Source organism: Stenotrophomonas sp. Marseille-Q5258 (genome assembly GCF_946900935.1).
GTDB lineage: Bacteria > Pseudomonadota > Gammaproteobacteria > Xanthomonadales > Xanthomonadaceae > Stenotrophomonas > Stenotrophomonas nematodicola.
On sequence record NZ_CAMPPN010000010.1, the window covers coordinates 145589 to 172361 of the forward strand.

General features: G+C 68.4%; 27 protein-coding genes. 19 read left to right on the forward strand and 8 right to left on the reverse strand.

Annotated elements, in window-relative coordinates; genetic code table 11:
- The first annotated feature begins 44 nt into the window (after window positions 1–44).
- From OC534_RS08470 to OC534_RS08485, 4 genes are read left to right on the forward strand one after another with little or no spacing between them, the layout of a single operon-like run.
- Window positions 45–620, forward strand: coding sequence for a nitroreductase (locus OC534_RS08470; RefSeq protein ID WP_017356618.1), 576 nt, complete (start codon window positions 45–47; stop codon window positions 618–620).
- Window position 621: 1 nt separating this feature from the next.
- Entirely contained in the window at window positions 622–1572 is a 951-nt protein-coding gene (locus OC534_RS08475; protein ID WP_136003744.1) for a 5'-3' exonuclease H3TH domain-containing protein, read from the forward strand.
- The gene (locus tag OC534_RS08480; RefSeq protein WP_136003742.1) at window positions 1569–2120 is read left to right on the forward strand and encodes an NUDIX hydrolase; all 552 of its coding nucleotides are present in this window, start codon (window positions 1569–1571) and stop codon (window positions 2118–2120) included. Before OC534_RS08475 ends, OC534_RS08480 begins: the two co-directional genes overlap by 4 nt.
- Window positions 2113–2907, forward strand: coding sequence for an N-formylglutamate amidohydrolase (locus OC534_RS08485; RefSeq protein ID WP_136003740.1), 795 nt, complete (start codon window positions 2113–2115; stop codon window positions 2905–2907). Before OC534_RS08480 ends, OC534_RS08485 begins: the two co-directional genes overlap by 8 nt.
- A gap of 206 nt (window positions 2908–3113) precedes the next feature.
- On the opposite strand, the gene OC534_RS08490 is transcribed toward OC534_RS08485, so the two are convergent.
- Window positions 3114–4532 carry an MFS transporter gene (locus OC534_RS08490; RefSeq protein WP_017356614.1) on the reverse strand — a complete coding sequence of 473 codons (1419 nt, stop codon included), beginning with the start codon at window positions 4530–4532 and terminating at the stop codon, window positions 3114–3116.
- A 107-nt stretch (window positions 4533–4639) separates the two neighbouring features.
- On the opposite strand from OC534_RS08490, the gene OC534_RS08495 reads away from it, so the two are divergent.
- Window positions 4640–5524: a LysR family transcriptional regulator gene (locus tag OC534_RS08495; RefSeq protein WP_017356613.1), complete on the forward strand. Its 885-nt coding sequence runs from the start codon at window positions 4640–4642 to the stop codon at window positions 5522–5524.
- A 57-nt stretch (window positions 5525–5581) separates the two neighbouring features.
- Here OC534_RS08495 and pip read toward each other — a convergent pair whose 3' ends face one another.
- From pip to prmC, 3 genes are read right to left on the reverse strand one after another with little or no spacing between them, the layout of a single operon-like run.
- Complete coding sequence (pip, locus tag OC534_RS08500; RefSeq protein ID WP_017356612.1) at window positions 5582–6526, reverse strand: prolyl aminopeptidase; 945 nt, start codon at window positions 6524–6526, stop codon at window positions 5582–5584.
- Between the two features lie 41 nt (window positions 6527–6567).
- Window positions 6568–6906 carry a DUF5713 family protein gene (locus OC534_RS08505; protein WP_136003738.1) on the reverse strand — a complete coding sequence of 113 codons (339 nt, stop codon included), beginning with the start codon at window positions 6904–6906 and terminating at the stop codon, window positions 6568–6570.
- Window positions 6907–6961: 55 nt separating this feature from the next.
- Window positions 6962–7816, reverse strand: a complete 855-nt coding sequence (prmC, locus tag OC534_RS08510; RefSeq protein WP_017356610.1) for a peptide chain release factor N(5)-glutamine methyltransferase — start codon at window positions 7814–7816, stop codon at window positions 6962–6964.
- A 352-nt stretch (window positions 7817–8168) separates the two neighbouring features.
- Between prmC and ahpC the strand changes: the two genes are divergently transcribed.
- From ahpC to OC534_RS08535, 5 genes are all read left to right on the forward strand, one after another.
- Window positions 8169–8732 carry an alkyl hydroperoxide reductase subunit C gene (ahpC, locus tag OC534_RS08515; protein WP_017356609.1) on the forward strand — a complete coding sequence of 188 codons (564 nt, stop codon included), beginning with the start codon at window positions 8169–8171 and terminating at the stop codon, window positions 8730–8732.
- Window positions 8733–8886: 154 nt separating this feature from the next.
- Window positions 8887–10479, forward strand: a complete 1593-nt coding sequence (gene ahpF, locus OC534_RS08520) for an alkyl hydroperoxide reductase subunit F (protein WP_017356608.1) — start codon at window positions 8887–8889, stop codon at window positions 10477–10479.
- An 89-nt stretch (window positions 10480–10568) separates the two neighbouring features.
- Window positions 10569–11525, forward strand: a complete 957-nt coding sequence (locus tag OC534_RS08525) for a LysR substrate-binding domain-containing protein (protein ID WP_262071661.1) — start codon at window positions 10569–10571, stop codon at window positions 11523–11525.
- A 139-nt stretch (window positions 11526–11664) separates the two neighbouring features.
- Window positions 11665–12069: a nucleoside diphosphate kinase regulator gene (rnk, locus tag OC534_RS08530; RefSeq protein ID WP_017356606.1), complete on the forward strand. Its 405-nt coding sequence runs from the start codon at window positions 11665–11667 to the stop codon at window positions 12067–12069.
- Window positions 12070–12117: 48 nt separating this feature from the next.
- Window positions 12118–13080, forward strand: a complete 963-nt coding sequence (locus OC534_RS08535) for a transaldolase (RefSeq protein WP_136003735.1) — start codon at window positions 12118–12120, stop codon at window positions 13078–13080.
- Window positions 13081–13155: 75 nt separating this feature from the next.
- Here OC534_RS08535 and msrA read toward each other — a convergent pair whose 3' ends face one another.
- Both msrA and OC534_RS08545 read right to left on the reverse strand, forming a co-directional pair.
- Window positions 13156–13806: a peptide-methionine (S)-S-oxide reductase MsrA gene (msrA, locus tag OC534_RS08540; RefSeq protein ID WP_262071667.1), complete on the reverse strand. Its 651-nt coding sequence runs from the start codon at window positions 13804–13806 to the stop codon at window positions 13156–13158.
- Between the two features lie 30 nt (window positions 13807–13836).
- Entirely contained in the window at window positions 13837–14103 is a 267-nt protein-coding gene (locus tag OC534_RS08545; protein ID WP_017356603.1) for a DUF2007 domain-containing protein, read from the reverse strand.
- Window positions 14104–14247: 144 nt separating this feature from the next.
- On the opposite strand from OC534_RS08545, the gene OC534_RS08550 reads away from it, so the two are divergent.
- The 4 genes from OC534_RS08550 to OC534_RS08565 all read left to right on the forward strand — a co-directional run bounded on the left by OC534_RS08550 (window position 14248) and on the right by OC534_RS08565 (window position 18251).
- Window positions 14248–15996, forward strand: a complete 1749-nt coding sequence (locus OC534_RS08550) for a glutamine--tRNA ligase/YqeY domain fusion protein (RefSeq protein ID WP_017356602.1) — start codon at window positions 14248–14250, stop codon at window positions 15994–15996.
- Between the two features lie 196 nt (window positions 15997–16192).
- Window positions 16193–16753: a nucleoside deaminase gene (locus OC534_RS08555; RefSeq protein WP_017356601.1), complete on the forward strand. Its 561-nt coding sequence runs from the start codon at window positions 16193–16195 to the stop codon at window positions 16751–16753.
- 24 nt (window positions 16754–16777) lie between these two features.
- Complete coding sequence (gene rlmM / locus OC534_RS08560; protein WP_017356600.1) at window positions 16778–17824, forward strand: 23S rRNA (cytidine(2498)-2'-O)-methyltransferase RlmM; 1047 nt, start codon at window positions 16778–16780, stop codon at window positions 17822–17824.
- Window positions 17825–17858: 34 nt separating this feature from the next.
- Complete coding sequence (locus OC534_RS08565) at window positions 17859–18251, forward strand: hypothetical protein (protein WP_026070852.1); 393 nt, start codon at window positions 17859–17861, stop codon at window positions 18249–18251.
- Between the two features lie 22 nt (window positions 18252–18273).
- Here the strand turns inward: OC534_RS08565 and OC534_RS08570 are convergent, their stop codons facing one another.
- Both OC534_RS08570 and ubiH read right to left on the reverse strand, forming a co-directional pair.
- On the reverse strand, window positions 18274–19449 hold the full coding sequence (locus OC534_RS08570) for a UbiH/UbiF family hydroxylase (RefSeq protein ID WP_262071662.1): 1176 nt from the start codon (window positions 19447–19449) through the stop codon (window positions 18274–18276).
- On the reverse strand, window positions 19446–20651 hold the full coding sequence (ubiH, locus tag OC534_RS08575; protein ID WP_166472629.1) for a 2-octaprenyl-6-methoxyphenyl hydroxylase: 1206 nt from the start codon (window positions 20649–20651) through the stop codon (window positions 19446–19448). The genes OC534_RS08570 and ubiH overlap by 4 nt, the downstream gene beginning before the upstream one ends.
- Window positions 20652–20773: 122 nt before the next feature.
- On the opposite strand from ubiH, the gene OC534_RS08580 reads away from it, so the two are divergent.
- The 5 genes from OC534_RS08580 to OC534_RS08600 all read left to right on the forward strand — a co-directional run bounded on the left by OC534_RS08580 (window position 20774) and on the right by OC534_RS08600 (window position 26773).
- Window positions 20774–21358: a hypothetical protein gene (locus OC534_RS08580; protein WP_262071663.1), complete on the forward strand. Its 585-nt coding sequence runs from the start codon at window positions 20774–20776 to the stop codon at window positions 21356–21358.
- Window positions 21359–21372: 14 nt separating this feature from the next.
- The gene (locus OC534_RS08585) at window positions 21373–21927 is read left to right on the forward strand and encodes a cob(I)yrinic acid a,c-diamide adenosyltransferase (protein ID WP_017356473.1); all 555 of its coding nucleotides are present in this window, start codon (window positions 21373–21375) and stop codon (window positions 21925–21927) included.
- A 24-nt stretch (window positions 21928–21951) separates the two neighbouring features.
- Window positions 21952–22863: a histone deacetylase family protein gene (locus OC534_RS08590; RefSeq protein ID WP_017356472.1), complete on the forward strand. Its 912-nt coding sequence runs from the start codon at window positions 21952–21954 to the stop codon at window positions 22861–22863.
- A 116-nt stretch (window positions 22864–22979) separates the two neighbouring features.
- A complete protein-coding gene (gene lptD, locus OC534_RS08595; protein WP_017356471.1) occupies window positions 22980–25430 on the forward strand; it encodes an LPS-assembly protein LptD in 2451 nt (816 codons plus the stop codon).
- Window positions 25427–26773 carry a peptidylprolyl isomerase gene (locus OC534_RS08600; protein ID WP_017356470.1) on the forward strand — a complete coding sequence of 449 codons (1347 nt, stop codon included), beginning with the start codon at window positions 25427–25429 and terminating at the stop codon, window positions 26771–26773. Before lptD ends, OC534_RS08600 begins: the two co-directional genes overlap by 4 nt.

Below are 26773 nucleotides of genomic sequence, written 5' to 3' on the forward strand. Positions count from 1 at the left end.
GCCGCGACTATACTGAGAGGCCCGTGAAAGCCGATCGAGATCCCATGCTGCTTCCCGCTGCGCTGCAGGCGCTGGACATGCGCCGTTCCGTCCCCGCCCGACACCTGGGCGAGCCCGGGCCGGACCCGCAGACGCTGGCGCGGATGCTCGCCTCGGCGGTGCGGGTGCCCGATCACGGCAAGCTGGTGCCGTTCCGCTTCCTGCGGATCACTGGCGATGCACGTCACACTCTGGGCACCTTCCTGGCCGAACGCAGCCGCGAGCGCGACCCCAACGTGGCCCAGGCCCAGTTGGAGAAGGACCGTCAGCGGTTCTCGCACGCCCCGCTGGTCATTGTGGTGGTCACCCGCCACACGCCCAGCCCCAAGGTGCCCGCGCAGGAACAGCTGATGACCGCCGGCTGCGTCTGCTTTGCCCTGCTGCAGGCCGCGCAGGCGTTCGGCTTCGGCGCCCAGTGGCTGACGGCCTGGATGGCCTTCGACCCGGCCGTCCATGCCCACCTGGGGCTGGCCGACAACGAGGGCATCGCCGGTTTCATCCATATCGGCACGCCGAAGACCGAGGTGCCCGAGCGCGACCGTCCAGACCCGGCCGCCCTGCTGCAGGACTGGAATGGCTGAGATGAGCGTTCCGTCCCCCGTGGTGGCACCGCGCCCGCCGCTGTATCTGGTGGATGCCAGTCTGTATGTGTTCCGCGCCTGGCACTCGATGCCCGACGAATTCCAGGACCAGCAGGGCTGGCCGACCAATGCCGTGCACGGTTTTGCCCGCTTCCTGCTCGACCTGCTTGAACGCGAACGCCCGCGGCATATCGCCATTGCCTTCGACGAGGCGCTGGACAGCTGTTTCCGGCACCGCCTGTATGCCGCCTACAAGGCCAACCGCGACCCGGCACCGGATGCGCTGCGCCGCCAGTTCGCGCACTGCAAGGCGCTGTGCGTGGCGCTTGGGCTGGCGGTACTGGCCCACCATGAGTACGAAGCCGACGACCTGATCGGCAGCGCCCTGCACGCGCGCCGCGAGGCGGGCATGCGCGGGGTGATCGTCTCCGCCGACAAGGACCTGTCGCAGCTGCTGTTCGAGCACGACGAACAGTGGGACTACGCACGCAACCAGCGTTGGGGCATGGCCGGGGTCAAGGCCCGCCACGGCGTCCATGCCCACCAGATCGCCGATTACCTGGCGTTGTGCGGCGACGCGGTCGACAACATCCCCGGCGTGACCGGCGTGGGCGCCAAGTCCGCGGCGGTGCTGCTGGCCCACTTCGGCAGCCTGGACACGTTGTACGAACGCATCGACGAAGTGCCGTTCCTGCGCCTGCGTGGCGCCGCGCAGATGGCGGTGCGCCTGCGCGAGCAGCGTGAGCACGCCTTGTTGTGGCGGCAGTTGACCACCATCGCGCTGGATGCGCCGCTGGACGGCGGCCCCGCCGACTTCAGCCGGGTCAGCGCCGATGCGCAGATGCTGCAGGGCCTGTGCGATGCGCTGCGGTTCGGGCCACTGACCCGTCGCCGCCTGTTCGCCGCCGCCGGCCTGTCCGATTCCCCTTCCGTAGCCAGCGAGATCGCATGAGCCCCAACACGCAAGCCCCCAAGGTCGTCTACGAAGGCAAGTACCAGCGCATGGTCGTGCGCGGTACGTGGGAATACAGCGAGCGCACCCACGCCGGCGGCCTGGCCGCGATCATCATCGCCGTCACGCCCGAGGACAACGTGCTGTTCGTCGAACAGTTCCGGGTGCCGCTGCAGGCCAACACCATCGAGATGCCGGCCGGCCTGGTCGGCGACATCGACGCCGGCGAGTCGATCGAAGTCTCGGCGGTGCGCGAGCTGGAAGAAGAAACCGGCTGGACCGCCGCACATGCCGAGGTGCTGATGATCGGCCCGACCTCGTCGGGCGCGAGCAGCGAGCAGATCGCGTTTGTGCGCGCCACCGGCCTGCGTCGGGTCGGTGCCGGTGGTGGCGATGACAGCGAGGACATCACCGTGCACGAAGTCCCGCGCGCCCGCGCGGCGGCGTGGCTGGTCGAGAAAATGGGCCAGGGCTACGCATTGGACGCCAAGCTGTGGGCCGGGCTGTGGATGATCGAGCACCACCTGGACGGTACCCCGCGTGGCTGATGCGTTTGTCCCGCCGCTGCACGCCGCCACGCTGCTGGGACCGTCGGATCCCGCGCCGTTCACGGTGCACCCGGCCCGGGGCCGCTCGCCGTTCGTGTTGATTGCCGACCATGCCGGCCAGCAGGTGCCCGCGGCGCTGGCCGATCTGGGGCTGCCGCAGGCCGAGCTGGACCGGCACATCGGCTGGGACATCGGCATCGCCGGGGTCACCCGTGCCCTGGCGGGCCTGCTGGGTGCCTGGGCCATCGAACAGACGTATTCGCGGCTGGTGATCGACTGCAACCGCCCGCCCGGCGCGCCGGGCCGGTTCGCGCCGGTCAGCGACCACACCGTGGTGCCCGGCAACCAGCGCCTGGACGCCGCCGCGCAGGAGGCTCGGGTACGCGAGATTTTCGACCCCTATCACCAGCGCATCAGCGCCGAGCTGGATGCGCGCTCTGTCGCCGGCACCCGGACGATTCTGATTGCCATGCACAGCTTCACTCCGGCAATGCAGGGCGTGGCGCGGCCGTGGCACGCCGGCGTGCTGTACCAGCGCGATGCGCGCTTCGCGCATGCACTGCTGCACGCGCTGCAGGCCGAGGGGGATCTGGTGGTGGGTGACAACCAGCCCTATGCGGTCAGCGACGCCACCGACTATGCGATCCCGGTGCATGCCGAAGCGCGTGGTCTGGCGCACGTGGAACTGGAAATCCGCCAGGACCTGATTGCCGACAGCGCCGGGCAGCTCGCCTGGGCGCAACGTCTGGCACGCGTCTTCAACCAGCTCGAACCCGCCTTCCGCTGACACCCGGCGCTGCTCCGCTCCGACAGCACCCCGCATTGCGCCCGTAGAGCCGGGCTCTGCCCGGCTGCTCTCCGTTCCGGCACCGAAAAACCCCCGCATTGCGCCCGTAGAGCCGGGCTCTGCCCGGCTGCTCTCCGTTCCGGCGTCGGCAACCCCGCGCTTCGCGCGCCAGCCGACCAACGGTCGGCGCTACCCGGAAGCTGCGGCTACGCGGTAGCGCGTTGATCGGCCGGGTCTTCCTGCGGCCGCAGCCACAGCGCCACCGCGACGCCCAGCAGCGCAAAGGCGGCCGCGCCGTATTGCGCGTTCACCAGCCCCTGCAGTGCGTCCGGGCCGGTGCCCGCCGCCGATGCGCTGCGTCCGGCATTGGCCAGCATCACCAGCAGCGCCAGGCCCAGCGCGCCACCGATCTGCTGGGCAGTGGCCGCCATGCCGGAGGCCACGCCCTGCTGCGCAGCCGGCACGCCCTGCCCGGCCACAATCCACATCGCCGTCCAGGTCATGCCCTGCCCGAGGCTCAACACCACGATGCCCGGCAGCAGCGGCCAGTATGTCGCCCCATAGGGCAGCGCGACCGCCACGGCCGCGATACCGATCGCGCCGGCCGCCATGCCCCGTGCCAGCACCTGGCGGGGCGAGCGACGGGCGAGCATGCGTTCGGTGATGCGGATGCCGACGGTGCACACCAGCGTCGGCGGCAGGAATGCCAGCCCCGCCTGCAGCGCGCTCCAGCCATAGCCATCCTGGTAGTACAGCGCCAGGAAGTAGTACTGCACGCCGAAGCTGCTCATGAACACGAACGTCAGCAGCATCGCGGCCCGCAGGCTGCGCAGACGCAGCAGGGCGAACTGCATCAACGGATCGCGGCTGCGCTGCTCGATCTGCACGAAGGCGACCAGCAGCACCACCGACAGCGCCAGGCAGCCCAGCGTGCGCGGCGCCAGCCAGCCCCACTCCGGCCCCTGCACCAGGGTGGTCACCAGCAGGCTGCCGCCCAGGGTGACGGTGAGGCAGCCGGCCAGGTCGAACGAGCGCCCGGCCTGCGGCGCGGAGTCGCGCGGCAGCCACCACCCGCCCAGCAGCGCACAGGCGCTGGCGAACGGCACGATCACCAGCAGCACCGAGGCCCAGCCGAAGCTCTGGGTGAGCACTCCGCCGAGCAGCGTGCCCAACGCCAGGCCACCGGCGCTGGCCATCGACCAGATCGCCAGCGCACGGTTGCGTGGCGCACCCTCGGCGTACAGCGTGTTGATCAGCGACAACGTGGCCGGGAACAGCAACGCCGCGCCGATGCCCTGCACCGCCCGGGCCGCGATCAGCAGCCACGCACTGGTGCTGAAACCACCGACCAGCGAGGCCAGCGCGAACAGCGCCATGCCGAGCCGATAGACCCGGCGGCGCCCGAGCAGATCGGCCGCGCGGCCGCCGAGCAGCAGGCAGCCGCCGAAGGCCACGGTGTAACCGCTCACGATCCATTGCAGCTGCTGCGCATTGATCCGCAGCTGCACCCCCATCTCGTGCAGGGCCACAAAGATGATGGTCGCGTCGAGCGCGATGATCAGCTGGGCCATTGCCAGCAGGGTCAGCGCCAGGCGCGGCGGGAAGGAACGGGGAGCGTCGGTCATGCCAGTCGGTACGGGGGAAAGGCGGGCAGTCTCATTGATGACGCAAGACAAATAAACCCGGATACTTCGATTTCTGTCATGCATTTTCGCATCAATCGAGGGCGGACATGGATCTCAATGCGGTGCGCATGCTGGTACAGGTCGCCGAGGCGCGCAGTTTCACCCTCGCCGCCGGCCAGCTCGGGGTCAGCCAATCGGGGCTGTCGCGCGCGATCAGTCGGCTGGAAGGCACGCTCGGTGTGCGCCTGCTCCACCGCAACACACGCAACGTCAGCCTGACCCCCGACGGGCAGCAGTTCGTGGCGCACTGCGCGCCCCTGCTGAGTGGCCTGGAGGATGCCGAGCGGCGCCTCGGCGACCGCCCGTGCACGCCGTCGGGCGTACTCAAAGTCACCGCCCCCTCGATGTTCGGTCGCAAAGTGCTGGTGCCGCTGGCCGGCCAGTTGATGGGTGCGCATCCGCACCTGCAGTTCGACCTGGTGCTCAACGACCGCCTGGTCGACCTGGTCGAGGAAGGCTTCGATGCCGCCCTGCGCACCGGCCCGATCAGCGACGTGCGCATGGTGGCGCGGCCGTTGCGGCCGTTGCACTGGGTGACGGTGGCCTCGCCGGCTTACCTGGCCCGGTGCGGTGCGCCGGCCACGGTGGACGATCTGCACGGGCATGCCTGCCTGGCGGTGCGCAACCTGCGCAGCGGGCGGCTGGTGGACTGGCAGTTCCGCGACGGCGACGGGCTGCGTGACGTCACCCCACCGGCGCGGATGGTGTTCGACAGTGGTGATCCGCTGGTCGAAGGCGCACTGGCCGGCGTCGGGATCGTGCAGGTGATGGACTTCGCGGTGGCCGATGCCCTGGCTGACGGCCGCCTGCAGCGCGTGCTGCAGCCTTTCGAGGGCCGCAGCCGCGCGTTGTCACTGGTGTACCCGCCGTCGCGGCAGGCCTCACCGAAGCTGAAGGTGCTGGCCGAGGCGCTGCTGGCCGGCCACTGGTAGCAGCAGCGCGTGCCGCCCCACCGATGAGGCGCATGCCCCACCGGTGGGACCGGCCGATCAGCCGGCGAAACGGTCGGTGGCGCGCACCAGCGCGTCCACATTCTCCGCTTCGAACGCCGAGTGGCCCGAGGCCGGGCTGATTTCCAGCGTCGATGCCGGCCACGCCTTGTGCAGCTCCCAGGCATTCTGCAGCGGGCACACCACGTCATAGCGCCCGTGCACGATCACGCCGGGAATATCGGCGATGCGGTGCGCGTCGCGCAGCAGTTGCTCTTCCACCTCGAAGAAGCCGCCGTTGACGAAGTAATGGTTCTCGATGCGGGCGAACGCCAGCGCGAACTGCGGGTCTTCATGGCTGTTCACGAAGTCGTCGTCCACGTGCAGGAAACTGGTTGCCCCTTCCCACACGCTCCACGCCTTGGCGGCGGCCAGGCGGGTGGCTTCGTCGTCACTGGTCAGGCGGCGGTGGAAGGCCGAGATCAGGTCGTGGCGCTCCACGGCCGGAATCGGCTTGAGGTAGTGCTCCCACGCGTCCGGGAACAGGCGGTTGGCACCTTCCTGGTAGAACCACTCCAGCTCCCAGCGGCGCAGCATGAAGATGCCGCGCAGCACCAGTTCGGTCACGCGCTGCGGGTGGGTCTGGGCGTAGGCCAATGCCAGGGTGGAGCCCCAACTGCCGCCGAACACCTGCCAGCGATCCACCTTGAGGTGCTCGCGCAACGTCTCGATATCGGCCACCAGGTCCCAGGTGGTGTTGTCCACCAGGTCGGCGTGCGGCGTGGAACGGCCGGCACCGCGCTGGTCGAACAGGATGATGCGGTACTTGGCCGGGTCGTGGAACTGGCGCATTTTCTCGCTGCAGCCACCGCCCGGGCCACCATGCAGCATCACCACCGGCTTGCCGTCGGGGTTGCCGCACTGCTCGAAGTACAGCGTGTGGCGATCATCGACCTTCAGGCTGCCGACGTCGTAGGGGGTAATGGCGGGGTACAGCGTACGCATGACGGAACTCCGTTGTTGGGGACAGGCACGCACGGGCGGGTTCACCACTCGCGCGGGCTGATCAGGTCTTCGACATCCACATCGAACCCGTAGCTGCGCGCGATGAAATCGACATCGCTGCCGATGTTGTCGCGTGCCACGGATTCCAGTTCGCTGCCCTGCGCCTCGAATGCTTCGCCGAGCACGTTGAATTCAAGCGTGGCGGCGTGGGTCAGCGCGCACAGCGCCGCCGCATCGGCGGGCGGCTCGCGCTCGATGCGCTCGCACAGGCGCAGCAGGATCTGCCGGCCCTGTTCAACCAGGGGCGCGGGAAAATAGCTGTCCTGGCGCATGTCGTGCAGGAACGGGTGGGCCATAACCTTGGCATTGCGAAGCAGCATGGCGCGTCCTTTCGGGTGGAACGCCATTCTACCCACGGCATTGTTGCCGCCGGGTTCAAACCCCGCCGGGCAGACAGCCGCAGGTCACGCGCTCGCGCTGTTCGAGATCGCGGACGGTGGACACGTGATCGAAGCCAGCCTGTTCGAACAGCGCGCGGATCGCGTCGCCCTGATCCCAGCCATGTTCGATGAGCAGCCAGCCGCCGGGCAGCAGGTGCGCGCCGGCGCCGGCGACGATCACGCGGATGTCGTCCAGACCATCGGCCCCGGATGCCAGCGCGCTGGCCGGTTCATGGCGCAGATCGCCCTGCAGCAGGTGCGGGTCGCCGCTGGCGATGTACGGCGGGTTGCTGGCGATCAGCGCAAAGCGCTGACCGGCCAACGGTGCATACCAGGACCCTGCGACGAACACCACGTTGTGCACGCCGTTCGCTGCGGCGTTGCGGCGCGCCATCTGAAGGGCCTCGGCGCTGGCGTCGGTGGCGGTGATGCGGGCGTGCGGCCGTTCGCTGGCCAGCGCCAGGGCGATCGCGCCGCTGCCGGTACCGAGGTCGGCCACCTCCAGGGCGGTCTCCCGCGGCAGCCGATCCAACGCCAGCTCGACCAGCAGCTCGGTTTCCGGGCGCGGAATCAGCGTGGCCGGGCTGACCGCCAGATCCAGCGTCCAGAAACCGCGTCGGCCAAGCAGGTAGGCAACCGGCTCGCCGGCCTGGCGGCGGGCCAGCAGAGCCTGGAAGGTCGCTACGGCGTCGGCGTCGAGCAGATCGGTGGCATGCGCGAACAGCCAACCGCGCTCCCGCCCGAGCACATGCAGCAGCAGCAGTTCGGCCTCATGCCGCCCCTCAACGCCGGGCAGGGTGGCGGCGGCTTCGGCCAGCAGCTGTCGAACGTCGCGCGGGGCGGCAGTCATGGCGGGGATCGTGCAGGAACGGGCGCGCAGTGTAGTGCACCGTCACCGCGCGCCTGCAGCCGGTGGCGACGCCGCCTCCCCGTGCGCCACAGGCGGGCTGACCGAGCGGTTCATTCAGGTTTCACCTTGGGCGGATACACGCGGGCTATGGCACCGATCAGCCGCGGCGGCGGCGATGTCATTGCGCTGCAATGCATTCGGGCGATATCGACCCGAGGGTTCATCTCTGGATCAGCTCATTTCGATAGACTATGTCTATCGTATAGATGCAATCAATGGATTGTCCTTATGGGAACGGAGCCGCTAACCTGTGTTGGTCGCTTCACCCACCCCTTCACCAAGAGGAACAACGATGTCGCTCATCAACACCCAGATCCAGCCGTTCGAAGCCAACGCCTACCAGAACGGCGAGTTCATCAAGGTCTCCGACAGCACCCTGAAGGGCCAGTGGTCCGTGCTGATCTTCATGCCGGCCGCGTTCACCTTCAACTGCCCGACCGAAATCGAAGACGCCGCCGACCATTACGCCGAGTTCCAGAAGGCCGGTGCCGAGGTGTACATCGTCACCACCGACACCCATTTCTCGCACAAGGTGTGGCACGAAACCTCGCCGGCCGTCGGCAAGGCCCAGTTCCCGCTGGTGGGTGACCCGACCCACGCCCTGACCAACGCCTTCGGCGTGCACATCCCGGAAGAAGGCCTGGCCCTGCGCGGCACCTTCATCATCAACCCGGAAGGCGTGATCAAGACCCTGGAGATCCACTCCAACGAGATCGCCCGTGACGTCTCCGAAACGCTGCGCAAGCTCAAGGCTGCCCAGTTCACCGCCGCCAACCCGAACCAGGTGTGCCCGGCCAAGTGGAAGGAAGGCGAGAAGACCCTGACCCCGTCGCTGGATCTGGTCGGCAAGATCTAAGCAACGCCTCATCCCCATTCCCGCTTCGACGGGAGTGGGGGTGAACCCAAGCCGGTGCCGCCACGCGCCCGCTTCGGTTCACCCCCCTGCTGCGCAGATGCACCTTCGGGGTTCGTCGACGCTGTCCCCTTGCCTGAATCAAGGAGTTTTTTCGATGTTGGATGCCAACCTCCAGTCCCAGCTCAAGACCTACCTGGAACGCGTCACCCGTCCGATCCAGATCACGGCCCACGTGGACGATGGCGCCAAGTCGCAGGAGATGCTGGAGCTGCTCAACACCCTGACCACCCTGTCGGCGCAGATCCAGCTGGACGTGCGCCGCGATGGCAGCGAGCGCACCCCCTCCTTCGCGCTGACCACCCCAGGCCAGGACATCCACCTGGCCTTCGCCGGGCTGCCGATGGGGCACGAGTTCACCTCGCTGGTGCTGGCCCTGCTGCAGGTGGGCGGACACCCGTCCAAGGCCACTGCCGAGCTGATCGAACAGGTGCGCAACCTGGACGGCGACTACCGCTTTGAAACCTATTTCTCGTTGTCCTGCCAGAACTGCCCGGACGTGGTGCAGGCGCTGAACCTGGCGGCGGTGCTCAATCCGCGCATCCAGCATGTGGCGATCGACGGCGCGCTGTTCCCGGCCGAGGTCGAGGCGCGTCAGATCATGTCCGTGCCCACCGTGTATCTCAATGGTGACGTGTTCGACCAGGGCCGCATGAGCCTGGAACAGATCGTGGCCAAGCTGGACACCGGCTCGGGCAAACGCGACGCCGAGAAGATCGCCGCCAAGGCGCCGTTCGACGTGCTGGTCGTCGGCGGTGGCCCGGCCGGTGCCGCAGCGGCGATCTACGCCGCGCGCAAGGGCATCCGGACCGGCGTGGCCGCCGAGCGTTTCGGTGGCCAGGTGCTGGATACGATGGCCATCGAGAACTTCATCTCGGTCAAGGAAACCGAAGGCCCCAAGCTCGCCGCCGCCCTGGAACAGCATGTGCGCGAGTACGAGGTGGACATCATGAACCTGCAGCGCGCCACCGCACTGGTGCCGGCCGGTGATGACGGCCTGGTCGAGGTCCAGCTGGAGAACGGCGCGTCGCTGAAGTCGCGCTCGGTGATCCTGTCCACCGGCGCACGGTGGCGCCAGATGAACGTGCCGGGCGAGGAGCAGTACCGCAACAAGGGCGTGGCGTATTGCCCGCACTGCGACGGTCCGCTGTTCAAGGGCAAGCGCGTGGCGGTGATCGGCGGCGGCAACTCCGGCGTCGAGGCGGCCATCGACCTGGCCGGCATCGTGTCGCATGTGACCCTTCTGGAATTTGATGACAAACTGCGCGCCGATGAGGTCCTGCAGCGGAAGCTGCGCAGCCTGGGCAACGTCACCATCATCACCAGCGCCCTGACCCAGGAAGTCCTGGGCGATGGGCAGAAGGTGAGTGGTCTGGTATATCAGGATCGTATCGGCGGCGATGCGCATCGGATCGAACTGGAAGGTATTTTCGTGCAGATCGGCCTGCTTCCCAACACCGAGTGGCTGAAGGACACCGTGGCGCTCTCTCCGCGCGGCGAAATCCTCATCGACGACCGTGGCCAGACCAGCGTTCCGGGCGTATTCGCAGCAGGAGATTGCACCACCGTTCCGTACAAGCAGATCGTCATCGCGATGGGGGCCGGCTCGACCGCCGCACTGAGCGCCTTCGATCACCTGATCCGCACCTCCGTTCCCAAGAGCAGCGGCGCTGTCGCCGAAGCTGCCTGATTTGCGTCGCTCCCGGCTGCATCGGGAGCGTCTTCTGCCCGCTGGGTAAACCACGCCATCACCCGGTCCATACCCCTAGAGGTCTAAGGATGAACCTACGTGATCTGAAGTATCTTGTGGCCCTGGCCGACCATCGCCACTTCGGCCGCGCCGCTGCCGCCTGTTTCGTCAGCCAACCCACGCTTTCCACCCAGATCCGCAAGCTGGAGGACGAGCTGGGGTTGCCACTGGTCGAGCGTGCGCCGCGAAAGGTCATGCTGACCCCGGCCGGCGTGGAAGCGGCAGCGCGTGCACGCACGATCGTTGCCGAAGTAGAGCAGATGAAAGAGGCTGCACGACGCAGCCGCGACCCTGAAGCGGGCACCGTTCGTCTGGGCATCTTCCCGACCCTTGGCCCGTACCTGTTGCCGCACGTCATCCCCAACATCCGCGAGCGCTTCCCGCACCTGGAACTGCTCCTGGTGGAAGAGAAAAGCGACGAGCTGCTGACCCGCCTGCGCGAAGGCAAGCTGGATGCGGCCCTGCTGGCGCTGCCGCTGGACGATGACCAGCTGCACGCCGAGTTCCTGTTCGAGGAACCGTTCCTGCTGGCGGTATCGGGCAAGCATCCGCTGGCACGGCGCCACCACCTGGATGTGCAGGAGCTGTCGGCGCAGAAGCTGCTGCTGCTCGAAGACGGCCACTGCCTGCGCGACCAGGCGCTGGCGGTGTGCCGCCTGTTCGGTGCCAACGAAAAATCCGAGTTCCGTGCCACCAGCCTGGAGACCCTGCGCCAGATGGTGGCCGCCGATGTGGGCATCACTCTGATGCCGACGCTGTCGGTCAAGCCGCCGGTACCGCGGTCGGAGAACATCCGCCTGCTGGATTTCAACGGCGACGACCGCCCCAGCCGTCGCATCGCGATGGCCTGGCGCCGCAGCTCGGCCATGAGCGGCTTCCTGGATCAGCTCGCCCAGCTGTTCAAGCGGTTGCCGCAGGAGCTGTTCACGCTGCAGGCCGGCGACAGCGGCGTGCTGCCGGCCGTCGTCCCGCAGCGGCCGGCCTGAGGCTGGCTGAACCACCCGACGGGCAGGTGGATCGGCACGGGTCGCATCCGCCTGCGATTGTCAGCACAATAGAACCAGGCGGCGCCAGCAGGCGCCGCCTTTTGCATGGGCCATTCACAAATACGCAAGGAGCTTCACCATGTCCACATCCAGCGGACTGCCGCCGTCGATCATTGTTTCCAGCCACGATATGGATCGCCTGGAAGCCATGCTTGACTCCCCCGCCGTCGGCCAGACGCCGGCCGCGCTCGCGCTTGCCCAGGAGCTCAACCGTGCCACGGTGGTGGCAGCGGACGCGATGCCCGCAGGCACCGTCATGATGCATTCGCGCGTGGAGTGCGAAGATGAACTGCAGAACGAAAAGCACGTCCTGACGCTGGTCTACCCCCGCGAAGCCGACGTGGAACAGGGCAAGGTCTCGATCCTTGCGCCGGTGGGCACCGCCCTGCTGGGCCTGTCGGTCGGCCAGAGCATGGACTGGGATGCCCCGGGCGGCCGCAAGCTGCGCCTGCGCGTCACCGCCGTCCACAACCCGAATTCCTGAACCGCGCTGCGTTGCGCGCCGGTTCTTCCGTCCCCTCCAGGAGTGGCAATGAACACCGTTTCTCCGTCCAAACTCACCCAGCTGCGTGATCTCTCCGTCGTCGTGGCCGATACCGGCGACTACGAGGCGATCAAGCGCTTGAAGCCGGTCGACTGCACGACCAACCCGACGCTGGTGAAGAAGGCGCTGGACCTGCCGGTGTACGCGGACCTGATCGAACGCGAGCTGGCCTGGGGCCGTGAGCAGACCGGCGAGCGCGAGACCATCGTGCATGCCGTCGCCGACCGTCTCACCGTGGGCGTGGGCACGCTCCTGAGCACGCTGGTGCCGGGCCGGGTGTCGACCGAAGTCGATGCCGACCAGGCCCACGACACGGCGGCCACGGTGACCAAGGCACGCCAGTTCATCGCGATGTACGAGGCCGCCGGCGTGCCGCGCAGCAAGGTGCTGATCAAGATCGCCGCGACCTGGGCCGGCGTGGAAGCCGCGCGCCAGCTGCAGAGCGAAGGCATCGACTGCAACCTGACGCTGATCTTCAATCCGACCCAGGCGCTGGCCTGCAGCGAGGCCGGCGCGTTCCTGATTTCGCCGTTCGTCGGCCGCATCCTGGATTGGTACGTCGCCAACGGGCAGACCCCGGCCACGATCGACGACGATCCGGGCGTGGTGTTCGTGCGCGGCGTCTACGCCGAGTTCAAGCGCCGCGGCTCGCCGACGGTGGTGATGGGCGCGTCGTTCCGTTCGACGGCGCAGATCGAGGCACTGGCCGGGTGCGACCGCCTGACCATCTCGCCGGACCTGCTGGAGAAGCTGGACGCCGACCACGGCGACCTGCCGCGCAGGCTCGTCGCCGGCGCGGTCGAAGCGGTCACCGCGCCGCCGATCGACGCCACCCGGTTCGCGACCGACCTGGCCGCCGACCCGATGGCCACCGAGAAGCTGGCCGCCGGCATCGATGCGTTCGCCAAGGACCTGGAGGCACTGCGCCAGACGATCCGCGACCGGCTGTAAGCGGCATCGCGTCTCTGGGCGCCAGGGCGGGACGGATGCAGCACGTGCATCCGTCCCGTTTTCGTTTGCGGAGGCTTACGCCCCCACCCCGATCGGGCAGCTGACGCCGGTGCCGCCGATGCCGCAGTAGCCGTTCGGGTTCTTGGCCAGATACTGCTGGTGGTAGTCCTCGGCGTAGTAATACGCAGGGGCGGGAAAGACGATGTCGGTGGTGATCGCGCCAAACCCGGCCTCGGTCAGCCGCTGCTGGTAGGCGGCGCGGCTGGCCAGCGCCGCCTCGTGCTGGGCCTGGCTGGTGGCGTGGATCGCCGAACGGTACTGGGTGCCGGTGTCGTTGCCCTGGCGCATGCCCTGGGTCGGGTCGTGGTTCTCCCAGAACACCTGCAGCAGCTCATGCAGGCTGATGATGGCGGGATCGAACACCACCTCCACGATCTCCGTGTGCCCGGTCAGGCCGGAACAGACCTCTTCGTAGGTCGGGTTCGGGGTCACTCCGCCGGCATAGCCCACCGAGGTGGAGTACACGCCCGGCAAGGTCCAGAACGTGCGCTCGGCCCCCCAGAAGCAGCCCATTGCCACGCGGATGCGCTGCAGGCCGGCAAAGCCGTCCTTGAGCGGGTGGCTGTTGACGTAGTGCTGGTTGTGCAGCGGCAGGGGATGCTCCCGGCCCGGCAGGGCCTCGTCCGGGCGCGGCAGGCGCTGTTTGAACGCGCCGATGCCCAACAGGCCCTTGGCAATTCCCAACATGGCGGTCTCCTAGGCCGGCAAGAGACCGGCGCTTTCGTCATCGTCGAATATGGGGTCGTGCTGCGGTCCGCCCAAGTCCAGGCCGGCCACGATCGCCTCGGCCTCCGGGCGGGCCAGGTCCGGCACGCAGACCCGCAGCACACCGAACAGCGGCAGCTCGCCCATGCCGCCCAGCAGCGATTCGCCGAACACGAAGGCCGGAATGCCGGCGTCCTCCAGGGCATGCTTGACCAGGTGGGCATCGAACAGGTTGTCGGCCTGGTAGATCACGTGCATGGGCGGGCTCCGGCGGGGTCGGCCCAGCATACCCCCGAGGGCTGAAGCTGTGCCGACCAACCGTCGGCACCTGCCGTTTAGCCTGTCGCCGTGCGACAGGCTAAACTGTTGGTCTTTCTGCCTTTCAGACTGCGACCGCGCATCATGTCCGAGCCTACCGCCGCCCCCACCGACGCCCTTCCGGAAACCCACGAAAAGCGGGATTTCATCCGTCAGATCGTCCGCGAGGACCTGGCCGCCGGCAAGCATGCCGCGATCAAGACGCGCTTCCCGCCCGAGCCCAACGGCTACCTGCACATCGGCCATGCCAAGTCGATCTGCCTGAACTTCGGCATTGCCGGTGAGTTCGGCGGCGTGTGCAACCTGCGTTTCGACGATACCAACCCGGCCAAGGAAGACCCCGAGTACGTGGCGGCGATCCAGGACGACGTGCGCTGGCTGGGCTTCGAGTGGAACGAGCTGCGCCACGCCTCGGACTACTTCGATGCGTACTACCTGGCCGCACAGAAGCTGATCCGCGACGGCAAGGCCTATGTGTGCGACCTGTCGGCCGAGGAAGTGCGCGCCTACCGCGGCACTCTGACAGAGCCGGGCCGCCCGTCGCCGTTCCGCGAGCGCAGCGTGGAAGAGAACCTGGACCTGTTCGCGCGCATGCGCGCCGGCGAGTTCCCGGACGGTGCGCGCACCGTGCGGGCCAAGATCGACATGGCCAGCGGCAACATCAACCTGCGCGACCCGGCGCTGTACCGGATCAAGCACGTCGAGCACCAGAACACCGGCAACGCCTGGCCGATCTACCCGATGTACGACTTCGCGCATGCGCTGGGCGACTCGCTCGAAGGCATCACCCACTCGCTGTGCACGCTGGAGTTCGAAGACCACCGCCCGCTGTACGACTGGTGCGTGGACAACGTGGACTTCGCGCACGACGACGCGCTGACCGCGCCGCTGGTGGAGCGCGGGCTGCCGCGCGAAGCGGCCAAGCCGCGCCAGATCGAATTCTCGCGCCTGAACATCAACTACACGGTGATGAGCAAGCGCAAGCTGATGGCGCTGGTCACCGAGCAGCTGGTCGATGGCTGGGAAGACCCGCGCATGCCGACCCTGCAGGGCCTGCGTCGCCGCGGTTACACCCCGGCCGCGATGCGCCTGTTCGCCGAACGGGTGGGCATCAGCAAGCAGAACTCGCTGATCGATTTCAGCGTGCTCGAAGGCGCTCTGCGTGAAGACCTCGACGGCGCCGCCGCGCGTCGCATGGCAGTGGTCGATCCGGTCAAGCTGGTACTGACCAACCTGCCGGAGGGCCACACCGAAACGCTGACCTTCTCCAACCACCCCAAGGACGAGGCCTTCGGTACCCGCGAGGTGCCGTTCGCGCGCGAGCTGTGGATCGAGCGCGAGGACTTCGCCGAGATTCCGCCGAAGGGCTGGAAGCGCCTGGTGCCGGGCGGCGAAGTGCGCCTGCGCGGTGCGGGCATCATCCGCTGCGATGAGGTGATCAAGGATGCCGACGGCGCCATCATCGAGCTGCGCGGCTGGCTGGACCCGGAATCGCGTCCGGGCATGGAAGGCGCCAACCGCAAGGTCAAGGGCACCATCCACTGGGTCAGCGCGGTGCACGCGGTGCCGGCGGAAATCCGCCTGTACGACCGCCTGTTCTCGGTCCCCAACCCGGACGACGAATCCGACGGCAAGACCTACCGCGATCACCTCAATCCGGCATCGCGCCGCACCGTTGCCGGCTATGTCGAACCGGCCGCGGCCAGCGCCGCTCCGGAGCAGTCCTTCCAGTTCGAGCGCACCGGCTACTTCGTTGCCGATCGCCGCGACCACACCGCGGCCACCCCGGTGTTCAACCGCAGCGTGACCCTGCGCGACACCTGGTCGGCGTAAGCCATCCGCGCCGGTGCCTGGCACCGGCCTCCGTCCAGCGGCGCCCTGCACCGGCAGGGCATCCGCCCCGGCATCCCCGCAACCGGCGCACCCTCGGCGCCGGCAGGCCCGTGGCCGCGTTCAGCGCGGACACGGCATCCCTACGCACGGCCCGATACACTGCCGCTGCTCCATCCCAGAAGAGGCCCACGCCCCGATGCTGTACGCGCAAGTCCACCTCACCCTGCCCGCCTGGATCCACGACCGGATCGATCTCAGCCGCGCCTATCCCGGCGATGCCGACAAGGTCGCGCTGGCGATCGAGCTGTCGCGCCTGAATGTCGAGGCGCAGACCGGCGGTCCGTTCGGCGCGGTGGTGTTCGGCCCGGACGACCGCGTCATCGCCGCCGGCGTCAACCGCGTGGTGCCGCACAACACCTCGCTGGCGCATGCCGAAAACATGGCCTACATGCTGGCCCAGCAGCGCCTGCAGACCCCGCGGTTGAACGACGTACTGAGCCCGGTCACGCTCGCCACGTCGTCCCAGCCCTGTTGCCAGTGCTATGGCGCGACCGTATGGGCCGGCATTGACCGCCTGCTGATCGGTGCCAGCGCACAGGATGTGGAAGAACTCACCGCGTTCGACGAAGGTCCACTGCCGGCAGACTGGGTGGGCGAGCTCAACCAGCGCGGCATCGAGGTTGTGCGCGACATCGAGCGCGACGCGGCACGTGCCGTGCTGCGCCAGTACGGGGAGACCAACGGTGCGCATTACTGACCGCCGCGCTTCGGGCGCGATTCGATGACCGGCCTGCTGTGTCTGTGCCGCCAGGGCTTCGAGCCTGAACTGGCCGCTGAACTGTCCGAGCGCGCCGCCCATGCGGGCATTGCCGGGTATGCGCGTACCCAGCGCAACGATGGCTACGTGCTGTTCGCCACCGGGGAAGGCGCCGCCCTGTCCAAGGCGTTGCCGTGGCGTTCGCTCATCTTCGCGCGGCAGAAGCTGGTGGTGCTGGCCGAGCTGCCGCAGCTGGACGCGGCCGACCGCATCACCCCGATCATGGCCGCGCTGCAGGGCCAGCAGCGGTTCGGTGACATGTGGGTGGAGCACCCGGATTCCGATGAAGGCAAGCCCTTGGCCGGCCTGGCCCGCGCGTTCGGCAATGCGCTGCGCCCCGCACTGCGCAAGGCCGGCCTGTTGACCGACAAGGCCAACACCGCACTGCCGCGCCTGCACATCGTGTTCGTGGACGGGCGCCATGCCTTTGTCTGCGTCGCCGACACCCGCGACAGCGCGCCGTGGGCGCTGGGCATCCCGCGCCTGAAACTGCTGCCCGATGCGCCCTCGCGCTCGGCACTGAAGCTGGATGAGGCGCTGCTCACCCTGATGACGCCGGAAGAGCGCGAGAAGCTGGTGGTGCCGGGCATGCGCGCGGCCGACCTTGGCGCCGCACCCGGCGGCTGGACCTGGGTGTTGACCCGCCAGCACGTCCACGTGATCAGCGTCGACAACGGCCCGCTGCGCGACCATGTGCTGGAGACCGGCCTGGTCGAGCACCTGCGCGCCGACGGCTTCCACTGGCAGCCGGAGACGCCGCTGGACTGGATGGTCTGCGACATGGTCGAACAACCGCGCCGGGTCGCCGAACGCATGGCCACCTGGTTCCGCGAGGGCTGGTGCCGGCATGCGATCTTCAACCTCAAGCTGCCGATGAAGAAGCGCTGGGACGAGACCCGCATGTGTCTGGAACTGTTCCAGGCGCAGGCAGACAAGCCGCTGGTGGTGCGTGCCAAGCAGCTGTACCACGACCGCGAGGAAATCACGGTGCTGGCGTCGCCGCTGCGCTGACCCGCGCGGCGGCCCCCTTTTCTTGGAGATCGCGATGCGACGTCTTTCCAGCCTGGTCCTGTTTCTGTGGGTGCCAGGCGTAGTGTTTGCCCAGACCCCTGCTCCGCCGCCGGCCATCAGCGAACCGCTGCGCGACGTGCCGGTCAGCGTGCGCACCCAACCGCTGGCACAGGGCAAGGTCACCCATCAGGTGACGCTGCCTGCGCCGGCCGGCGAGGCCGAGATCACCGTGCGGTCGGTGCAGCCGGTGGCCGTGATTGGCCAGTACCGGTTTGCTTTTCAGGCACTGGACAGCGATGGCGACGGTTTCATCAGCCGCGAGGAGGCACAGGCCAATCCCGCGCTGGCCGATGAATTCAGCGCCCTGGATGTAAAGCGTCGCGGCAAGCTCGACCGCGCCGACCTCGCCGGCTGGCTGGCCGACTAGGCCCCCGCTCACGCGGCCGGCGTCACACCCCGGCCGCGCGCTTCCAGAACATCGATACCAGTGGCGGCAGCTTGCCGGCACACCCCAGCGCGCGGCCGCGCGCCAGGGTGAGATGCATCTCATCGTTGGAGAACACCGTGTTGATGGCATCGAAGCCATAGGCGGCGACGGTGTTCTCGCTGCGTCGTTCGCGTGCCCACCGCTGCAGCCGGTGCGGCGACATCCCGTCCTGGCGGCGCTGCCGCGCATCGCGGAACAGGGCGCGCAGCGCGGCCACATCGCGCAGGCCCAGATTCACCCCCTGCCCGGCCAGCGGATGCACCACGTGTGCCGCATCGCCCAGTGCGAGGATGCGGCCGGTCATGTAGGCGGTCGCCAACTGGCGGCGCAACGGGAAGGCCACACGCCGCGAGGCCGGCTTCATCCACCCGAGTCGACCGGCGAAGGCCGCAGTCAGTTCCTGCCCGAACGCCGCGTCGCCCAGGGCCAGCACACGCTCGGCCTCTGCGTCGGGCAAGGTCCAGACGATCGAACTGCGGTGGGTACCGATCGGCAGTACGGCCAGCGGACCGGTCACCAGGAAACGCTGCCAGGCCGTGGCCTCGTTGTCGTGTTCGGTGTCCACATAGGCCACCACGCCGCGCTGGCCGTAGTCCTGGCGGGCGACCTCCAGCCCCGCCAGCCGGCGCAACGTGGACTCGGCGCCATCGGCGGCGATGGCCAGCGAAGACTCCAGGCGACGGCCGTCCTCCAGCCGCAGCCGCACGCCCTGTGCGTCCTGCTCCAGTGCTTCCACGCGCGCGGGACAGCACACCTCCACGCCAGCCGCCGGCAGCGCCGCCCACAGGCGGTCGACCAGCAGATCGTTCTCGACGATCCAGCCCAGTTGCGGCCGGCCGAGGCGATCGGCATCGAACCGCAACTCGTCGCCACCGGCCGCGTCCCAGACCCGCATGCGCCGATAGGCACACGCCCGCGCACGGCTGACCGCTGGCCACACGCCCAGCGACTGGAGCAGCTGCGCGTTGTCGGGCGCAAACGCGTACACGCGCAGGTCCGCCTGCTGCGGCTGCCACTGTGCCGGCTCGCGTCCTTCGACCAGGGTCACCTCCAGCCCGGCATCGGCCAGCGCCAGCGCGCAGGTCGCCCCGACCACGCCGCCGCCCACCACGATCACATCGCGCGCGCGCCGGCTCATGCGGCGCCCTCCCGGCACAGCGCCGGCACCTCGCCGCGGAACCCCATCGCGCCGCCGACCAGCATCGACTGCATCGGCGTGGCCTGCGCGGCCAGCAGGCCGAGGCTGCGCAACGGCCGCATCAACGGCGCCGGGTTGCTGGTCAGCCGGGCCAGCCCACCGGAGAAGGCGATGGTCTGCGCGCGGTCTTCCGCGCGGCGGGCCACGTGCGCGGCCAAGAGGGCATCGCTGCCCGGATCACCGGCAGCGCCCACCAGTTCGGCCAGGGTCAGCGCATCGCGCAGGCCCAGATTGAAGCCCTGCGCGCCGAGCGGGTGGATGGTCTGCGCGGCATTGCCCAGCAGCACCGCCCGCTCACCCACCAGCGACTGCGCCAGTACCTGGATCAGCGGGTAGGCGCTGCGCGGGCCGCTCTCCAGCAGCCGTCCGGCCCGCCAGCCGATCGCGTCCTGCAGGCGCTGCAGCCAGGCGGCATCGTCCAGCGCCAGTACCGCCTCGGCCTGCGCGCGGGCCACCCCGTGCACCGCACCGTAGTGGCGGTCGCCGCGCGGCAGCAGCGCCGTGGGGCCGGTGTCGGTGAAACGCTCGTAGGCCGTGCCGTCCGGCGCGCGCGCCGCGCGTACCCGTGCGACGAACAGGGTCTGCTCGAAATCATGATCGTCCACGCCGATGCCCAGCGCGTCGCGGACGCCGCTGCGGGTGCCATCGGCGCCGACCACCAGCCGCGCCAGCAGGCAGCGCTCGCCGCCGTCATCGGCGATGAAGACCTGGCGGTGGCCGTCGACCGTTTCGCCAAGGCGGATGAAGCGGGCCGGCCGGTAGCGGGTCAGGCGGGTCAGTTCGTCCAGGCGGATTTCCAGCGCCTGGCCGAAATCACGCGCCACCACCACCTGACCGAACCACGGGCGCTGGTACTGCGCCGCCTCCATCTGTACGCGGCCGAAATCGCCCGCGCGGCTGACGTGGATGCGGGTGATCGCGCCGGTGCCGGTGGCCAGCCGCTGCATCACGCCCAATGCGGTCAACGCGTTGACCGTGGCGGCGGCAAAACTCAGGTTGCGCTGGTCGAACACGGCCGGCAGCGTCCCCGCAGGCGTAGCTTCCACCAGGCCGACGTCGCGTCCGGCGCGGTCCAGCGCGATGGCCAGACTGGCACCGACCAGCCCACCGCCTACGATCACCACATCATGTCGTTCACTCATGCCGCCATGATAAGCGGCCACTGCGGTCCGCGCCGCCCCGCCGTAGCGGCCATCGTGTCCGGTGCGCCCGGCCGGGCCGGGCGGGGGCTAGAATGGATGCTGAATCCCCTCCCGTCGCCGCCATGACCTCCACCGCTCAACGCGCCTTCGTCCTGTCCGTGCTCGTGCTGCTGATGGCGGCCACACGGGTCAATCATTTCGCCGCGACCCCGGATGCCTCATGGGCGGTGTTCTTCCTCGGCGGGTTCTACCTGCGCGCCTGGACGCGCTGGGCGTTCCCGCTGCTGATGGCGCTGGCCCTGCTGGTAGACGTACTGGTGATCCGCAGCGCCGGCATGGCCTACCTGCAGCACTACTGCGTCTCGCCGGGCACCTGGATGCTGCTGCCGGCCTACTTCGCACTGTGGGCCGGCGGCATGCTGCTGCGCCAGCGCTATCGGGGCGCGAGCTGGGCGGCACTGGGCAAGGGCGCACTGCTGCTGGTGGCCGCAGTGGCGGTCTGCCACCTGTTTGCCCAAGGCGGTTTCTACTGGACCAGCGCCAACGTGTCCCAGCCGACCCTGGCCGGTTGGGCCAGCAACTACGGCGACTGGTACCTGCCCTACCTGCGCACCGCCGCGATCTACGTCGGCCTGGCTGCGGCGCTGCAGCTGGCCACCGAACAGGTGGCCAAGCTGCTGCAGGCGCGCCGCGACATCCTGCACTGAGCGCCGGAGCCACCGTGGGCAATCGCCTTTCCCGCATCTATACGCGCACCGGTGACGATGGCAGCACCGGCCTGGGCGATGGCAGCCGCGTGCGCAAGGATGCCGCCCGGGTCCAGGCCTACGGCACCGTGGACGAGGCCAACTCGGCGCTGGGCGTGCTGCTGGCGGTTGCGCTGCCGGACGACGTACGCGCGTTGCTGACCACGATCCAGCACCAGCTGTTCGACCTCGGCGGCGAGCTGTGCATCCCCGGCCATGCCGCCATCCATGCCACCGACATCGAGGCGCTGGAGGCCCGGCTGGACCACTTCAATGCCGACCTGCCGGCCCTGAAGGAGTTCATTCTGCCCGCCGGTGGCGAGGCCGCCGCACGCTGCCACCTGGCCCGCACCATCGTGCGCCGTGCCGAGCGCGAGACGGTCACCCTGGCCGCCCTGGAACCGGTGCGCGTCGAAGCGATCGGCTATCTCAACCGCCTGTCGGACCTGCTGTTCGTGCTCGCGCGCGTGCTGGCGCGCGCCGATGGCCAAGGCGATGTGCTGTGGCGCCACGAGCGCCGGCACGCCTGAGCCCCTACCGGAACCCCTGCCCGCATGCTGGTTTTCACCCATCCCGCCTGTCTGCAACACGATCCCGGCCGTGGCCACCCCGAAAGCCCCCAACGCCTGCAAACGGTCCTGGACGCCCTGGAAGCGGCATTCCCCGACCAGCTCGACTGGCGCCAGGCCCCGCCGGCGAAGCTGGGTGAGCTGGCCCGGGTCCACGACAGCGCGCTGATCGACCTGGTCCTGCAGCCGCAGACCGAGCCGCTGCGCCTGCTCGACATGGACACCATGACCTCGCCAGGCTCGGCCAGTGCGGCCCTGCACGCGGCCGGGGCCGGCGTGGCCGCGGTCGATGCGGTGATGCTGGGCGCGGACCCGGTGGCCTTCTGCGCGGTCCGTCCGCCGGGCCACCACGCCACCGCGACCACCGCGATGGGCTTCTGCCTGTTCAACAACATCGCCATCGCCGCTGCGTATGCGCGCGACCGGTATGGGCTGGAACGCATCGCGATCATCGATTTCGACGTCCACCACGGCAACGGCACCCAGGACATCTTCATCGCCGACCCGGGGGTGGCCTACTACAGCACCCACCAGGCCGGGCTGTTCCCGAACTCCGGGCTGCGCCGCGACCGCGGGGCCGGCAACCTGCTCAACATCCTGCTGCCGCCAGGCAGCGGTGGCTTCCGCTTCCGCAATACCTGGGCCGACGAGATGCTGCCGGCGATCGACGATTTCCGCCCGCAGCTGCTGCTGATCTCGGCCGGCTTCGATGCGCACATGCGCGACCCCCAGGCCGACCTGATGCTGGAAACCGACGATTTCGCCTGGATCACCACCGAGCTGCGTACCCTGGCGCGCCGCCACGGTGGCGGCCGGGTGGTGTCGATGCTGGAGGGCGGATACGACCTCCAGGCGCTGGCCGAATGCAGCGTGGCCCACGTCGGCGCGCTGCGCTGAGCCGGCGCAATCCGGGCCGGCGCTGAACCCGGACCCCTTGTCGCCAATCGCCTTCATTGCCCCTATGCAAGGGATGGGGCAAGCTACGGTCCGTTTTCGCCCGAATCCGATACCGCGTGCGCCGAGCCCTCCGCCTGCTGCCCCTCCCCCTCAGCATCGCCATCTGCCTGCCGGCCCTGGCCGACGAAAAGCCGGTGAGCTGGGGCCTGTGTCCGGCCACTGACGTGCTGCCCGTCTTCAACGATGCTCCCCAAGCCGACAAGGCCGCAGCCGCCACGCGCGACCAGCAGCCCACCGACATCGAGGGCGACCAGCTGACCGGCACCTCGACGGTGCCGCAATACCAGGGCAACGTCGCGCTCAAGCGTGGCGACCAGTTCCTGGGCACCGACCACCTGAGCTTCGACACCGAAAGCGGCAATTACATCGCCGAGGGCAACGTCCGCTACCAGGACTCCTCGATCCGCATGGTCGCCAAGCGGGCCGAAGGCAACCAGGAAGCGGACACCCACAAGATTTCCGACATCCAATACCAGCTGGTGTCCCGCCGTGGCAATGGTGGCGCCGAATCGATCGACCTGCAGGGCGCCGTGGGGCAGATGCACCGCTCCACCTACACCACCTGCGATCCGTCGCAGCCGGTGTGGAAGCTGTCGGCACCGCAGATCGAAGTGGACAACGACGAAGGCTTCGGCACGGCGCGCAACGCCGTGCTGCGCATCGGCAAGGTGCCGGTGCTGTGGGCGCCCTACTTCAAGTTCCCGATCGACGACCGGCGCCAGACCGGCCTGCTGTACCCCCAGCTGGGCCTGTCCGGCCGCAACGGCTTCGATTACACCCAGCCGATCTACCTGAACCTGGCCCCGAACTACGACGACACCCTGATGCCGCGCTACATGAGCAAGCGCGGTTTCATGCTCGACAACGAGTTCCGCTATCTGTACGACGGCGGCCGCGGCGAACTGCTGACCGCCTACCTGCCCAACGACAAGCTGCGCGACAAAGACCGTGGCCGCGTCGAATACACCGGTTATCACAACGTCAACGCGCAGTGGCAGGCGCGGGCAAGCCTGGCCTGGGTCAGCGACGAGCGCTACGTGGAGGACTTCTCCAACCGGCTGCTGGGCGTGACCACGTCCAATCTGCAGAGCCAGGCGGGCATCTACGGTACCGGCGAAACCTGGTCGGCCGGGCTGATGGCCGACTACTGGCAGCTCACGGACTACACGTTGACCGAAGCGGCCCTGCCGTATTCGCGCCAGCCGCGCCTGTACCTCAACTGGGACAAGCCGCTGCTGCCGTGGCTGGAGACCGGCGTCTACGCCGAAGCCGTGCGCTTCACCCATGACGATGTCCACCAGAAGATCCGCGACGACAGCGGCGAGTACGTCCGCAATGGCGTGACCACCCGCATGGACGGCGGTTCGCGCATCGACCTCAAGCCGTACGTCTCCATGCCGTTCAGCGGCGCGGCCTGGTACGTCACCCCGACCCTGGCCTACCGGTACACCGCCTACGACCTGGAACGCGGGCTGGCCGACGACATCCGCCGCAGCCAGCTGACCCCGGAACAGTTGGCGGTTGCCACCCCCGAGCAGCTGCGCGGCAACACCTCGCCCAGCCGCAGCCTGCCGATCGGCACGATCGACGCCGGCCTGTTCTTCGACCGCGAGACCACCATCGGCGGCACCCGCTTCCTGCACACGCTGGAACCGCGCCTGTTCTACCTGCGTACGCCCTACCGCGACCAGAGCGACCTGCCGGTCTTCGATACCCGCGATTTCACCTTCAGCTGGGGCCAGCTGTTCCGCGATTCGCGCTACTCCGGCGCCGACCGCCAGAACGATGCCAACCAGCTGACGATGGCATTGAGCACCCGCTTCATCGATCAGGAGACCGGCAAGGAACGCTTCTCCGGCAGCATCGGCCAGATCCTGTATTTCGATGATTCGCGGGTGACCCTCAACAGCAGCGAGACCCCGGTCGAGAAGGGCAAATCGGCCTGGGTGGCCGACGGCAACTACGCCATCAACGACCGCTGGACCTTGGGCGCCACCTACCAGTGGGATCCCAAGTACAAGCGCGAAGACCTGGCCAGCGTGCGTGCGCGCTACCTGATGTCCAACGACGGCATCATCAACCTGAGCTACAGAAGCCGCCTGAATCCGCAGGCGTCGAACACCACGACCCGCTTCGACCGGACGCTGCTGGAGCAGGCCGACCTGTCCTTCCTGTATCCCATCAACGAGCGCTGGAGCCTGGTCGGCCGCTACTACTACTCCATCAAGGACAGTGCCCCGCTGGAAATCATCGGCGGCGTGCAGTGGGACAGCTGCTGCCTGGCCGTGCGTGCGGTGGCCCGACGCTATGTGCGCAACCGCGAGGGCGACCTGAACAACTCCTTCCAGATCGAGTTCGTCCTCAAGGGCCTGAGCTCCATCGGCCAGAACACGGACCGCACCTTGCGCCGTGCTATTCTCGGTTATTACCGCGACGACCTGTATCTCGTGCCGCCCAGCAACACCGGCGCGTCGCGGGACGACTACGATCCGAACCAGATCCCATGACCAAGACCCTTCCCGTTCTTCTCGCTTCCCTGCTGGCGGTGTCCACCGCATCGGTGCCGTTGCAGGTCCTGGCCCAGCAGAGCCAGCCGCTGGATCGAATCGCTGCCGTGGTCGACGAAGACGTCGTGCTGCAGAGCGAACTGGACCGTGCGATCCAGAACATCAAGGCCCAGTACGCCGGCCGCGAGGGCCAGCTGCCTCCGGATGACGTGCTCAGCCGCCAGGTGCTCGAGCGACTGGTCCTGGTCAAGCTGCAGGTCGCCCGCGCCGAAAGCAGCGGCATCAAGATCAGCGATCAGGAACTGAACCAGGCCCTGAACGCGATTGCCCAGCAGAACGGCTCCAGCCTGGACGCCCTTCGCCAGCGCCTGGCCAAGGACGGGATCGATTTCAACGACTTCCGTGCCTCGGTGCGCGATGAAATCACCGTGCAGCGTCTGCGCCAGAGCTTCGCCCAGAGCCGCATCAGCGTCAGCGAGGGCGAAGTGGATGCCGCGCTGAAGCAGCAGGCAACGGTGGGGACCCAGTATCACCTCGCCCACATCCTGATCGGCCTGCCCGAGGGGGCCAATGCCGACCAGATCGCCACCGGCCAGAAGAAGGCCGACGGTGTGAAGGCACTGCTGGACAAGGGCGAGCTGGACTTCAACGCGGCCGCCGTGCGCTATTCCGACAGCCCCAACGCGCTGGAAGGCGGCGACCTGGGCTGGCGTACGCTGGATGAAATCCCCAATGCGTTCGCGCAGATGATGAGCCAGATGAAGGCTGGCGACGTGATCGGTCCGCTGCGCGGCCCGAGCGGCTTCCAGCTGCTGAAGCTGGTGGAAGTGCGTGATGCCAATGCGGCGGCCGGCACCGGCAACACCGTCACCGAGTACCACGCCCGCCACATCCTGGTGCGCGTGAACGACCAGCAGGACAACGCCGCAGCCAAGGCCAAGATCGAAACGCTGCGTGCCCGCATCGCTGGCGGCGCGGACTTCCAGGCCGTGGCCAAGGAAGCCTCCGAAGACAACAACAGCAAGGGCCAGGGCGGCGATCTGGGCTGGTTCCCGGCCGATGCGTTCGGTCCGGACTTCGGCCGCCAGGTCGAAAGCGTCGCCGACGGCGGCGTGAGCCAGGCCTTCCGCACCGACGCTGGCTGGCACATCGTGCAGCGCGTGGCGACCCGCCAGACCGATGCCACCAACGACAACCAGCGTGCGCAGATCCGTGAAACGATCGGCCGCCGCAAGCTGGAGGAAGAGTACAACCGCTTCCTGCAGGAACTGCGCGGCGAAGCCTATGTCAGCTTCCGCAGCGGCGACCGGGCGGAAAACACCGCCACGCCTCCGCAGTCCTGA